The 13,024-nt window shown below is 63.6% G+C and carries 11 protein-coding genes; 6 read left to right on the plus strand and 5 right to left on the minus strand.

Annotated elements, in window-relative coordinates; genetic code table 11:
- Nucleotides 1-11 precede the first annotated feature (11 nt).
- Entirely contained in the window at nucleotides 12-1,079 is a 1,068-nt protein-coding gene (recA, locus tag ACFXP9_RS08230) for a recombinase RecA (RefSeq protein ID WP_397210146.1), read from the minus strand.
- A gap of 174 nt (nucleotides 1,080-1,253) precedes the next feature.
- Here recA and ACFXP9_RS08235 point away from each other — a divergent pair, with 174 nt between their 5' ends.
- Complete coding sequence (locus ACFXP9_RS08235) at nucleotides 1,254-1,841, plus strand: hypothetical protein (protein WP_397209302.1); 588 nt, start codon at nucleotides 1,254-1,256, stop codon at nucleotides 1,839-1,841.
- Nucleotides 1,842-1,855: 14 nt separating this feature from the next.
- Here ACFXP9_RS08235 and ACFXP9_RS08240 read toward each other — a convergent pair whose 3' ends face one another.
- From ACFXP9_RS08240 to ACFXP9_RS08255, 4 genes are all read right to left on the minus strand, one after another.
- On the minus strand, nucleotides 1,856-3,877 hold the full coding sequence (locus ACFXP9_RS08240; protein ID WP_459253785.1) for a hybrid sensor histidine kinase/response regulator: 2,022 nt from the start codon (nucleotides 3,875-3,877) through the stop codon (nucleotides 1,856-1,858).
- Nucleotides 3,878-3,932: 55 nt separating this feature from the next.
- A complete protein-coding gene (locus ACFXP9_RS08245; protein WP_397209301.1) occupies nucleotides 3,933-5,087 on the minus strand; it encodes an RsmB/NOP family class I SAM-dependent RNA methyltransferase in 1,155 nt (384 codons plus the stop codon).
- Nucleotides 5,088-6,539 (minus strand): IMP dehydrogenase, encoded by a 1,452-nt coding sequence (guaB, locus tag ACFXP9_RS08250; protein WP_397209300.1) that lies wholly within the window; start codon nucleotides 6,537-6,539, stop codon nucleotides 5,088-5,090.
- 90 nt (nucleotides 6,540-6,629) lie between these two features.
- Complete coding sequence (locus ACFXP9_RS08255) at nucleotides 6,630-7,625, minus strand: TDT family transporter (RefSeq protein WP_397209299.1); 996 nt, start codon at nucleotides 7,623-7,625, stop codon at nucleotides 6,630-6,632.
- Nucleotides 7,626-7,851: 226 nt separating this feature from the next.
- Between ACFXP9_RS08255 and ACFXP9_RS08260 the strand changes: the two genes are divergently transcribed.
- The 5 genes from ACFXP9_RS08260 (at nucleotide 7,852) to ACFXP9_RS08280 (ending at nucleotide 12,819) form a co-directional block, all read left to right on the plus strand.
- Nucleotides 7,852-9,012: an OmpP1/FadL family transporter gene (locus tag ACFXP9_RS08260; RefSeq protein ID WP_397209298.1), complete on the plus strand. Its 1,161-nt coding sequence runs from the start codon at nucleotides 7,852-7,854 to the stop codon at nucleotides 9,010-9,012.
- Between the two features lie 97 nt (nucleotides 9,013-9,109).
- Nucleotides 9,110-9,970 carry an ATPase gene (locus ACFXP9_RS08265; protein ID WP_397209297.1) on the plus strand — a complete coding sequence of 287 codons (861 nt, stop codon included), beginning with the start codon at nucleotides 9,110-9,112 and terminating at the stop codon, nucleotides 9,968-9,970.
- A gap of 3 nt (nucleotides 9,971-9,973) precedes the next feature.
- Nucleotides 9,974-10,894, plus strand: a complete 921-nt coding sequence (locus ACFXP9_RS08270) for a homoserine O-succinyltransferase (protein WP_397209296.1) — start codon at nucleotides 9,974-9,976, stop codon at nucleotides 10,892-10,894.
- A gap of 78 nt (nucleotides 10,895-10,972) precedes the next feature.
- Nucleotides 10,973-11,860, plus strand: a complete 888-nt coding sequence (gene ppk2 / locus ACFXP9_RS08275; RefSeq protein WP_397209295.1) for a polyphosphate kinase 2 — start codon at nucleotides 10,973-10,975, stop codon at nucleotides 11,858-11,860.
- Nucleotides 11,857-12,819: a TPM domain-containing protein gene (locus tag ACFXP9_RS08280; protein ID WP_397209294.1), complete on the plus strand. Its 963-nt coding sequence runs from the start codon at nucleotides 11,857-11,859 to the stop codon at nucleotides 12,817-12,819. Before ppk2 ends, ACFXP9_RS08280 begins: the two co-directional genes overlap by 4 nt.
- The last annotated feature ends 205 nt before the right edge of the window (nucleotides 12,820-13,024 follow it).

A 13,024-nucleotide genomic window follows, 5' to 3' on the forward strand; every position in this document is an offset into this window, starting at 1 on the left:
CCCGAACCGCATCAATCTTCGGTCAGATCCGTATCCTCCCCCGCCTCGGCGGTGCCGAAATCAAGGCCATGGCTGGCCCGGATCTTGTCTTCGATGGCTGTCGCGATGGCCGGGTTGTCGCGCAGGAACTGCTTGGCGTTTTCGCGGCCCTGACCAATGCGTTCGTCGCCATAGGAATACCAGGCACCCGACTTATCCACCACGCCCGCCTTGACGCCGAGGTCGATCAATTCGCCAACTTTCGAAATCCCCTCACCATACATGATATCGAATTCGACCTGACGGAAAGGTGGCGCCACCTTGTTCTTGACCACCTTGACGCGGGTGGCGTTGCCGATCACCTCGTCCCGGTCCTTAATCGCGCCGGTGCGGCGAATATCCAGACGGACCGACGCATAGAATTTCAGCGCATTCCCCCCGGATGTGGTTTCAGGGTTACCGAACATAACGCCGATCTTCATGCGGATCTGGTTGATGAAGATAACCATGCAGTTGCTGCGGCCAATACTGGCGGTCAGCTTGCGCATCGCCTGGCTCATCAGGCGGGCCTGCGCACCGACTTGGGCGTCGCCCATATCACCTTCGATCTCGGATTTGGGGGTCAGCGCCGCGACCGAATCGACGACAACCACACTGACCGCGCCCGAGCGCACCAGCGTGTCCACGATCTCAAGCGCCTGTTCGCCGGTGTCAGGCTGCGAAATCAGCAATTCGTCAAGATTAACCCCCAATTTCCGAGCATATTGTGGGTCCAGAGCATGTTCGGCGTCGACAAAGGCGCAAACCCCGCCTTTTTTCTGTTCTTCCGCGACGACATGCAGGGTCAGCGTCGTCTTGCCCGAGCTTTCAGGCCCGTAAATCTCAACAATACGGCCCTTGGGCAGCCCGCCGATTCCAAGGGCGATATCCAGCCCCAGCGACCCGGTCGATGTGGCCTCGATCTCGGCCACGGGGTTATCCGCGCCAAGCTTCATGATCGACCCCTTGCCGAATTGACGCTCGATCTGCGCAAGCGCGTTATCAAGGGCTTTTTGTCGGTCTGCCGATGCTTTCATGTCATTCCCGCCTTCTGCGTCCATTGAGCCGCGACACCTTTATGTTCGCGTCTTGTTCCTGATATTGCGCATCTGGCCCGCCGGCGCAAGCCAAGACCGCCGTGAATCCCGGTTTTATCGCCAAGTGGTAAAGGAAAGGTTTACACCGGCAAAAATATCTCGCTATCACCACGCTGATCGACAGAAATGGAACAGGACATGCTGGTATTCTGGGACGCAAGGCTGGTTTTTCTGGCAACCCCGAAAGCAGGCTCGACCGCGGTGCAGGTGGCGCTTGAATCTCTGGCCTCGATGTCGGTGGATCGCCCGGCGATCCTGAAACACACCTCCGCAAGTGATTTTCAGCGTCACGTCGCCCCTTGGCTTGAAGATCGCGCCGGGGCCAAGTTTACCACCGTCGCCCTGATGCGCGAACCGCTGAGCTGGCTGCAAAGCTGGTATCGCTTTCATTTGCAAGAAACACGCGACCAGACCGACGATCAGCCTGAAGGTGAAAACTTTGAAGCGTTCATCAATCGCTATTGCCGCGAGGTCGACGAGGGCACCAGCCTGATTGGCACGCAGGCGGGCTTTCTGGGGCATGGCAGTGAAAGGCCGGTGGACCGTATCTTCCGCTATGAGGAAATCGACCAATTCACCCATTTCCTGGAGGATTCGTTGGATTGCGTGATCAACCTGCCCCGCATCAATGTGCCACGCAGCGCCGACGTGTCGATCAGCGTCGACACACGTGAAGCCCTGCAAGCGGTTCTGGCCAACGATATCGCCCTGTATCGCAGCCTGTAACCCACCATCGGCCGTCAGTCACGACAGCCGATATGGCGATCAACCGCCGACACCAGATCGGATAGCGAGAAGGGTTTGGGCAAAAAGGCCGATTCGATCTGATCGTCGTGATCGCTGGCAAAGACATCCTCGGCATAGCCGGACATGAAGATGACCGGCGTGTCGGGTCGGGTCACCAGCGCCTGACGCACCCAGCTGGGACCGTCCATGCCCGGCATCACCACATCGGTCAGAAACCCGTCGATATGCAGATCGGGCTGCTGCAACATCTCAAGCGCGGTTTCGGCACAGTCAGCCTCGACCACCTTATAGCCCCGCAGACGCAAGGCCCGTGCGGCAAAGGCGCGGACCGGGGCCTCGTCCTCGACCAGCAAAAGCTGCGCCGACACCGGCTGATCCATCGTCTGCACGCGTGCCTGAGCCACTTCATCGCCCGCAGCCCTGACCATATCGGGCTTTTGCGCCGGGAAAACCAGATCAAAGCGCGTGCCCTGCCCCGGCTGACTGTCACAGAAGATATAACCACCGGTCTGCTTGATAATCCCGTAAGCCGTCGACAGCCCAAGCCCGGTCCCCTGACCGACGCGTTTGGTGGTGAAGAAAGGTTCGAAGATCTTGCCCATCATCTCGGGCGGGATGCCGCAGCCTTCATCCGCAACGCTGACCTGCACATAATCACCCGCGGGCAGCGAGACCGGGCCGCGGCGGTCGTCACTGGTCAGGGTCAGGTTGCGGGTGGTGATGGTGATCTGGCCGCCATCAGCCATGGCATCGCGGGCATTGACCACCAGATTCATCAGCACCTGTTCCAGCTGGCGCTTGTCCGCACGGATGGGCGACAAGGCCGGATCATGCTCGAGCGTCAGGCTGATCTTTTCTCCGATCAGGCGGTTCAGAAGATGGGTCAGATCTGACAGGCTGTCGCGCAGATCCAGCGTCGTGGGGCTAAGCGTCTGTTTGCGCGAAAACGCCAGAAGCTGACCGACAAGGCTGGCGGCGCGGTTGGCGTTCTGACTGATCTGGTCCAGATCGGCATAGTCAGGGTCATGCCGGTCATGACGCAGCATCAACAGGTCGCAATGACCGGTGATCGCGGTCAGCAGGTTGTTGAAATCATGCGCCACCCCGCCAGCCAACTGGCCGATGGCCTGCATTTTCTGGCTTTGAACGAATTGCGCCTCGAGGGTTTTCAGTTCGCTCGCGTCCGAGAGCACCGCCAGCAATCCGTCACCGTAAGCAGACAGCCCAAGCCGCAAATGCTGGTCATGCCCGGCCCCGCGCCGGCTGAGAACCTCGGCCCGGCCACTGCTGCGGCCGCTGATCACATCGCCAAGCCAGTCCGCAATCGGTCGGCCCGGCCCGTCCAGCAGCGCCGATACCGGTTGCCCCGACCGGATATCGCCCAACAAATGTATGGCCGCCTGATTGGCACGCCGGATTGCGCCATCTGCCGAAAGATGCAGCAAGGCAACGGGGATGGCGTCAAATTCATCTACCTCGCGCCGGGGTTCGGCAGGGCGGGAAAGCGTCACGCGATAAAGATCATTGCCAAGCACACGCCATGCCTGAAGCTGGCGACCATCGGCCAGAGCGGCGACGCCAGCCTGTGACAGGCCAGCGCGGCGCAGCATCAGCGCCAGATCAACCGCTGGCGCAGCCATCTGGCGCAGAAAACCCGCCCCCAGCGGGCGCCCCAGAAGGTCGCCGCAGCAATCCGCAGCCGCCATATTCTGGGCCTGCACCACGCCATCGCCATCCAGCAGCCAGGCCGCATCGCGCCTGTCCATCAGACCCGGTGTCAGCGCCGCCACCGTGCGCCGCACGGCCAGCGCCCGGCGCAAGACCCGCAGCGAAACCAGCCCGCCAAGCAGATACCAGGCGAAGGCCATGCTGGACAGCACGACAGCCCATCGTCCCACCGCAAGCTGCGGCGCGATCATCAGCACCAGCGCCCCGGCCACCGCTGGCAGGCTGAGCAAAGGCACCAAAGACAGGCTGCGCGGCGACGCAAGGGCGAGGGTTTTCAACATCGGCATCACACAAAAGCAGTCGGCATTGCCTCAGCCTTAGCACCGATTTCTTAGCAAAAGGTTAACGCGCGTCGTTTTTCTGGCGCAAAACCGCCATGAAAAACCCGTCGCTTTCCCGCAGTGGACCGAAACTTGCCTGATCTTGCAGGGAAAAATCCGCATGGCGGTTCAGAAATGCGGTGATCTGGTCGTCATTTTCACAGCGCAGCAGCGAGCAGGTCATATAGGCCAGCGCCCCACCGGGCTGCAGAAACCGCACAGATTCGTCCAGCAGCTGCGCCTGTATCTGGCACAGTTGCGCCAGCCGGTCCGGGGTCAGCCGCCATTTGCCCGCCGGGTCGCGCCGCCATGTCCCAGACCCCGAGCAAGGCACATCGGCCAAGACCATCCCAAACCGCCCTGTCACGCGCCCCGGCCGGGCAAGGCCGATCATCACCCCGGCCCGCGCCGCCCGCGCCGGCAGGTCAGCCATGCGCGCGCCATCCACGTCATGCGCCGTCACGCGTGCCCCGCGCGCCGCCAGCGCCAGGGCCTTGCCGCCCCCGCCCGCGCAGTAATCCAGCACGGTGTCGGCCTGCGGCAGGCGCGCACAGGCCAGTTGCGGCGACAGGTCCTGAAGCTCGACCAGACCGCTGCGATAGGCCTGCCCGCCCGCGATCCGGCGCGCCCCTTCAAGCACCATCAGCGCCGTGTCCGACAGGTCTGACGCCTGCACCGATACCCCGTCACGGGCCAGCGCCGCCACGGCCTGCGCAGTGTCAGCGCGGGCGCGGTTGACGCGCAGCCAGACCGGCGCGCGTTGGCGCATAGCCTGCGCGATTGCGTCAAACCCGGAACCCAGATCCGCCCGCAAGCGCCCCAGCAACCAGTCCGGCATGTCGCTGGCCTGATCCGCATCGGGCGGGCATCCAGCCTGATCCTCAGGGGGCGGAGGCAGGGCGTGGCCCTGACCGCTGAACAGCGCTGCAATATCAGCGCCTTGCGCGCGGGCCAGCCCCAGCATCAGCGCGGCGCCATCATCGCCGCCGCCAAGCGCCGCCGCGCTGCGACGCTGACGCAAGGCGTCAAAGACCAGATCACGCACCGCCGCCCGGTCGCCCGAGCCGGCAAAGCGGCTGGCACGCGACCAGCGCAACAGCGCCTGTTCCGCCGGCTGACCGGCGGCGATGGCGTCCAGCACCCCCGCCGCCGCGGCAATCCGCGCGCCGGGCGTCATTCAGCCCATCCGATAGTTCGGGCTTTCGCGGGTGATCTGCACATCATGGACATGGCTTTCCTTCAGGCCCGCGCCGGTGATGCGCACGAATTCGCACCCGCCGCGCATATCGGCCACGGTCGCATTGCCGGTATAGCCCATGGCCGCGCGCAGCCCGCCCACCAGCTGGTGAATGACCGTGCCCGCCGGACCCTTATAGGGGACCTGCCCCTCGATCCCTTCGGGGACCAGCTTGTCGCTGGCGGCGTCTTTCTGGAAATAGCGATCGGCCGAGCCGCGCGCCATCGCCCCAAGGCTTCCCATACCGCGGTAACTTTTAAAGCTACGGCCCTGATACAGAATGACTTCACCGGGGCTTTCATCGGTCCCGGCAATGGCGCTGCCGACCATGGCACAGCTGGCACCCGCCGCGATCGCCTTGGCAAAATCGCCCGAGAATTTGATGCCGCCATCCGCGATCACCGGCACATCGCCGGCGCCCTGAACCGCATCCATGATCGCGGTCAGCTGCGGCACACCCACACCCGCCACGATGCGCGTGGTGCAGATGCTGCCCGGCCCGATCCCGACCTTGACCGCATCGGCGCCGGCATCGACCAGCGCCCGCGCCCCGGCCGAGGTCGCCACATTGCCCGCCACGATCTGTGCGCGGTCACCAATTTCCTTTTTCAGCCGCGCCACCGCCTTGCCGACGCCATCGGAATGGCCATGCGCGGTGTCGATCACCACCATATCCACACCGGCCTCGACCAGCGCGAGGCTGCGCTCGAACCCTTCGTCGCCCACGGTCGAGGCCGCGGCAACCCGCAGCCGGCCCAGTTCATCCTTGCAGGCCAGCGGGTTCAGAACCGCTTTTTCGGTGTCTTTCAGCGTCAGCAGCCCAGTCAGCTTGCCCGCGCCATCGGTGACCAGCAGCTTTTCGATACGGCGGGCCTTCATCAGGCTGATGGCCTGTTCGCGGTCGGCCGGTTCGGTCAGGATCGCCAGATCCTTGTCGGTCATCATCACCCGCACCGGGGTCTTGTCGTCATTGGCAAAGCGCATGTCGCGATTGGTCACGATCCCGACCACGCGGCCCTGATCGTCGACAACCGGAAAGCCGGTGACGTTGAACCGCTCTTGCAGCGCTTTCGCATCGGCCAGCGTCTGGTCGGGGCGCAGGGTGATCGGGTCATAGACGATGCCGGATTCGAAACGCTTGACGCGGCTGACCTGATCGGCCTGCTGGCGGGTGGTCAGGTTGCGGTGAATCACCCCCATCCCCCCGGCCTGTGCCATGGCGATGGCCATGCGGCTTTCGGTCACCGTGTCCATGGCGCTGGACAAAAGCGGGATGTTCAGCCGGATCGACCGCGTGACCCAGGTGGTCACATCGGCGGTCGAGGGCATCACCGTGGACGCCGCGGGAACCAGAAGAACGTCATCGAAGGTCAGAGCCTCACGAATCTGCATGGGGGCACCTCATTGCATGGATCGTTTGGCAGTTCCCCTTTTCACGCGCGGCGGGGTTTGTCCAGCCCAAAGGCGGCCCGCAACCGGTGCTCAGGCAATGGCGGCGTTGGTTTTCACCGCCAGACCGCCCTGCGCCCACATTTTCCAGATGCGCGCAAAGACCGGCACCACGAACAGCGTCGCCGCCACCAGCAGCAGCCCGGCCACCAGCCGCACCCATTCCGCACCCGACATCACCGCCAGCGCCGACCACAGCCCCGCCGTCGCCGCCAGCGGAAAGGTCATTGCCCCCCACATCGCGGAAAACCCCGCCGCCAGCAGCCAGCGCGCACCCGCCAGCGCCGCCAGCACAACCAGACCCGAGACCGCCCCGGCCAGCCAGCCGATCGTGTCCATGCCCAGACCCGCCGCGACGGTCCCCAACAGCGCCACCGGCGCCAGATGGATCGCCAGCATCGGGCGCAGCGGCGCGGGCACACGTTCAGCCAGCAACTGACGCAGGCTGAGGCCCCAGATCACCAGCGCCGCCAGCGCCGTGGGCCAGAACAGCAGCCGCGCCAGTTCCGGCCAGTCCAGCACCAGCGCCACCCGCGCGGCCACGATGAAGCCCACGAAATTCAGGTGCCAGACCGGGGTGACGCGGCGTTGCTCGGGCGGGGCCGACAGCATGACGGGCAGCAGCACCGCCAGCATCGCCAGATGCAGCAGGATCGCCACGACCAGCGCCGCACGCCCGATGAACGGCACGAAAGGATGCAGCAGGCCCACCGCCAGATACAGGCACAGCACCCCGGCCCCAACCCCGGCCCGGCCCGGCAGGATGGCCAGATCCTCGGCCAGAACGGCGGGACGGCGCGTCAGCTTGGCGCCATAGGCGACCACCGCGCAGGCAAACAGCGCCAGCACCACACCGGCCATGAATTCCGCCAGCGCCGGGGGTAATGCGAAATCGCGCACCCCCGCCCGCCAGGCCAGCGCCAGCCCCATCAGCCCCAGAAGCGGCGGAAAGATGGCCGGCGGCACCCGGCGCCAGCGCCCGGCGGGCGCGGTGCGGGGGGCTTTGAAACGGGGCAAGGGCTGGCGCATGGGAACCTCCGGCGGTAATGATGGACGGCTTATATCTCAGCCCCTGCATATTTACCACGGCAAGGGGGCAACGTGGCGCGGGTGACACGATGTCGCAGAAACTGCCCGCGGAACGTAGCGTCACATTGCGGTTACGATTGACCGGCGCCACGATGACAAACCAAGCTGTTCACACGCGGCCGGGACCACGAGCATTCGCGCACCGGGGCCGCAAGGGAGGAGAACAATGAAAACGTCCATCTGCGCCATCGGCGCATTGCTGCTGACCACCGCGCCGGTTTTCGCGGGCGGGATTGCCCGGTCCGACCAGTCTGTCGGCATCCTGTTCGAAGAAGGCAAAAACTATGTCGAGCTGTCCTATGGCCGGGTCCGCCCCGAGGTTTCGGGCAGCTTTGTGGGCCGCAACCCGCTGACCGGCGCCCCTGTGCGGGTCAATATCAGCGATGTGGCCGGCAACCACTATCTGCCCGGTATCCGCTACAAGACCGAGATCAACGACAAGGTCAGCGTTGCCTTTATCTATGACCATTTCTATGGCGCCGATATCGCCTATGAGGGCGACCCCGCGCGCACTGTTCTGGGCGGCACCAGGGCCAAGGTGAATTCGCAGGGCTTTACCTTCCTTGCGCGCTATAAATTCGACGATAACTGGTCGGTTCATGGCGGCATCCGGGCCAGCAAGGCCGATGCGTCGGTGACATTGTCGGGTCTGGGCTATGGCCCGGTCTTCAACGGCACCAACCGCACACTGAACGGCTATTCCGCCAATCTGGAATCGGACTGGGGCGTGGGCTATGCCATCGGTGCCGCCTATGAGCGCCCCGAGATCGCGATGCGCGTCGCGCTGACCTATCAGTCCAAGATCACCCATAATTTCCCCACCACTGAACGTCTGGGCGCCTTTGCCGTCTCGACCGGCACCGAAACCGAGGTCGTGACCCCGGAATCCGTCACCCTCGACTTCCAGTCGGGCGTGGCCCCCGACACGCTGGTTTTTGGCTCGGTGCGCTGGGAACACTGGACCCAGATGGTCACCAAACCGGTGTTTTTCGACCGCGCCACCGGTGGCGAAAACCTGACCGATCTGTCCAATTCGACCACCTATACGCTGGGTGTGGGCCGCAAGTTCAACGAGAACTGGTCCGGCTCGGTCTTTGCCAATTACGAAAAGGTCGGTGGCGGCGACGAGGTCTCGCCGCTGGCGCCCACCAATGGCTATAAGGGCATTGGCCTGGCCGCCGTCTACAGCAAGGACAACATGAAGATCACCACTGCGGTGCGTTATCTGAAACTGGGCGATGCGAAACCGACCACCAGCCAGCCGGTCGCGCAGATGGATGACAACTATGTCGTCGCCGCCGGGATCAAGGTCGGCTTCAGCTTCTGATCCGCCACCGCGCGCAACACCCGGACAGGCCCCGCCCCGCGCGGGGCCTTTTCATGTGCGCGCCAAGGGGTTAGGAAACCCCAAACGGGGGCGTGGGATGATCTATCGCAACAGTCGCGAATGGCGCGAGGCCACGGGCCGCAAGGTGTTGCTGTTCGGCATGTCCGGGCTTGGCAAGACCTATTTGTCCAACATGCTGCGCGCCAGCGGCGAATGGTTTCATTACAGCATCGACTATCGCATCGGCACCCGGTACATGGGCGAGCTGATCGCAGATAATTTCAAGCGCGAGGCCATGAAAGTGCCTTTCCTGCGCGACCTTCTGCTGTCGAATTCGGTCTATATCGCCAGCAATATCACCTTTGACAATCTGGCGCCGCTGTCGACCTATCTGGGCAAACCCGGCAGCCAGACCCGTGGCGGGCTGGAATTTGACGAATATATGCGCCGCCAGAACCAGCACCGCAGCGCGGAAATCGCGGCGCTGCTGGACACGCCGCATTTCATCGCCCGCGCGCAGGATATTTATCGCAACCCGCATTTCGTCTGCGATTCCGGTGGCTCGATCTGCGAGGTGGTCGACCCCGAAAACCCCGCCGATCCGGTGCTGTCGACGCTGGAATCGGCGCTGCTGATGGTCTGGATCAAAGGCTCGGACGCACATACGGCGGAACTGGTGCGCCGCTTTGATCGCGCGCCCAAGCCGATGTATTACCAGCCCGAATTTCTGGAACGTGCCTGGGTCGATTACCGCGTCGAAAAGGGCCTGCGCGAGAACGAGGTCGACCCCGACGATTTCATTCGCTGGACCTATGCCCGCGCGCTGGCGCATCGTCAGCCGCGCTATGCCGCGATGGCGCGGCGCGGCGTCACCGTGCTGGCCGAAGAGGTGGCGCAGGTCCGCAGCCCTCAGGATTTCACCGACCTGATCGCCACGGCGATCGACAGAAAGGCCTAACCCATGCCCATCACCCTGCCCAATGACCTGCCCGCCTTTGACATTCTGTCGCGCGAAGGTGTCATGGTCATGTCGCCGGGACGGGCCGCCACACAGGATATCCGGCCGCTGCGCATCGGGCTGCTGAACCTGATGCCGAAAAAGATCCAGACCGAAAACCAGTTTGCCCGGCTGATCGGGGCGACGCCCTTGCAGATCGACTTTCACCTGATCCGCATGTCCGACCACGAAAGCCGCAACACCGCCGCCGACCATCTGGCCAGCTTTTACCGCACCTTCGCCGAGGTCGAGGCCTCGGGCGAGCGCTTTGACGGGCTGATCGTCACAGGCGCTCCGGTCGAGCATCTGGCCTATCCCGAGGTGACCTATTGGGATGAATTGCGGCGTCTGTTCGACTGGACGCAAAGCCATGTTTTCTCGACTTTTGGCGTCTGCTGGGGGGCGATGGCGATGGCCAACCATTTTTATGGCGTGCCCAAACATATGCTGCCGGCCAAGGCGTTCGGCTGTTTTCGTCATCACAACATGGCGCCGACCTCGCCCTATCTGCGCGGGTTTTCCGATGATGTGCTGATCCCCGTCAGCCGCTGGACCGAGATGGATCAGGCCGAGCTGGAGGCGGTGGGCATGAAAACGCTGCTAGCCTCGGATCAGGTCGGGCCATGTCTGGTCGAGGACGCGGCCCATCGCGCGCTGCTGATCTTTAACCACCTCGAATATGACAGCAACACGCTGAAAGAGGAATATGACCGCGATATCGCCGCTGGCAAGCCGGTGAATGTCCCGGCCAATTATTACCCCGATGACGACCCGGACTTAGCGCCCTCGAACCGCTGGCGCAGCCATGCGCATCTGCTTTACGGCAACTGGATCAACGCCATCTATCAGGACACGCCCTTCGACCTGGCCGATATCGGAAAATAACGCAATCTGCGCTGGCGTTAAACTTTTCTTGGGATTCAGGCATTATAGGTGGGAATCACCCAGATGCCGGACCTGACCATGACCAAAGCCGCCCTGCCCGACCTGCCCTATGTCGGCGCCATTACCCGCTTCCTTGAACAGGACGCCCCCAAAGACCTGCGCAAAGCGGTAAAGGACGCGCGCAAGGATCAGATCCTTGACCCCGGCTATCCTTATCGCACGGAAATGGACCGGGACGACTATGACCGGCACATGCAGGGGCTGCAATGTCAGCTGGTGCGCATGATGTCGGACGTGATCAGGACCGGTCGCCGCGTGGCGATTTTGTTCGAGGGGCGCGACGCCGCCGGCAAGGGCGGCACCATCGAACGGGTGCGCGAAAACCTGAACCCGCGTTCGGCCTATATCGTCGCCCTGCCCAAACCCACGGATCGCGAGGCCACGCAATGGTATTTCCAGCGCTATACCGACTGGCTGCCGGCGGCGGGTGAAATTGCGCTGTTCGACCGCAGCTGGTATAACCGTGGCGTGGTGGAAAAGGTGTTCGGCTTTACCAGCGACCATGACCGCGACCGCTTTTTCCGGCAATTACCGCGATTCGAGGAATTGCTGGTCAATGATGGCATCACGCTGGTCAAGCTGTGGCTGAATGTCGGTCGCGCCGAGCAATTGCAGCGCTTTCTTGACCGCGAAAAAGACCCGCTGAAGCAATGGAAGCTCAGCAATATCGACGTCGAGGGGTTGGGCAAATGGGATGCCTATACCGATGCCATTCGCGAAACCCTGTCCTTGTCACATAACCCGGTCGCGCCGTGGACGGTGATCCGCGCCGATGACAAACGCCGCGCCCGCATTGCGGCGATTCAGACCATCCTTGGCGCGCTGGATTATGCCGGCAAGGATGACAAGGTGATTGGCAGCATCGACCCGCGCATCGTCGGCGGCCCGGAAATGTTGCTGGCATGAGGCCGGCACTGTGGCACCGGCTGACCCCTGCGAAAGCGCTGGCACGGCTGGCGCTGGTCGCGGTGCTGGCGGTGCTGTTCCCGGCATTGGCACCGGCGCAGGACCTGCCCGCACCGGCATATACATCGGTCAATGACTTTGCCGGGTTGCTGGATCTGGACGGCACGCGGGTGCTGGATCAGGCGCTGATCGCCCTGCATGACGAAACCGGGGTGCAGGGCACCGTGGTCACCCTGACCGACCGCGCCCGATATGGCGGCCATGACGGGCTGGAGGCTTTTGCCACCCGCCTGTTCAACGACTGGGGCGTCGGACAGGCGGACCGTAACGACGGCTTTATGGTGCTGGTCCTGCGCGATGACCGCGAGGCCCGGATCACCCTTGGCGCCGGATACCCCGCCAGCGCCGACGCCCGTGCCGCACAGATCATGGACAAGGTGATGCTGCCGGCCTTTCGCAACGACCAGATGTCGGCAGGCATCACCAATGGCACGCTGGTGGTAATCGACCAGATCGCCCGCCCCCATGCGCAGGGTCTGGGGCTGACGCCCCCTGCCCAAAGCGATCCGGCACCGCAAGGCGCGGCGGGGGGCTTGGCGGCGATGGCGGCGCTGGCGTTCGGGCTTTTGTTCCTGCGCCGCCAGCGCCGGCGACGGCGCTGCCCCGAATGCGGCCACAGCCCGGTCATGGTCGAGACCGCAGCCCGCCGCGACCAGCGCAAGGATGGCGGCTGGCAAGTGGCGGCCGATCTGGTGACGCGAATCTGTCCGGCCTGTGGCTGGCGCGAACAGCATCAGACGCCGACGCCGCAGATCACCACCTATACCCCCACCGGCAGCATTCTGTCGCGCAGCGCCAACCCCGCCTGGCGGTCCGCCACCCCTCGCAGCAGTGCGCGCAGCCGTGGCGGCTTTGGCGGCGGCTCGTCCTCGGGCGGGGGGGCATCGGGGCGGTGGTAGGGCAACAGGGGCAGGTTTCAGGTCAGGTTTGATAAGCAGCAGAAACGCCCGAAAATCCGCCGCAACGGGAAAATCTGCTATTGACGACGCGCCGCGATGAATGGACCGGGCCGCTGCGCGCTGCTTTGAATGGATGTGATGGTTAAATAATCGCCAAAAATTAGGAAAAGCGAATTGGAAAATATAAAATAGGCTGAATGCTGAC

It is taken from the genome of Paracoccus jiaweipingae (genome assembly GCF_044335505.1).
Classification (GTDB): domain Bacteria; phylum Pseudomonadota; class Alphaproteobacteria; order Rhodobacterales; family Rhodobacteraceae; genus Paracoccus.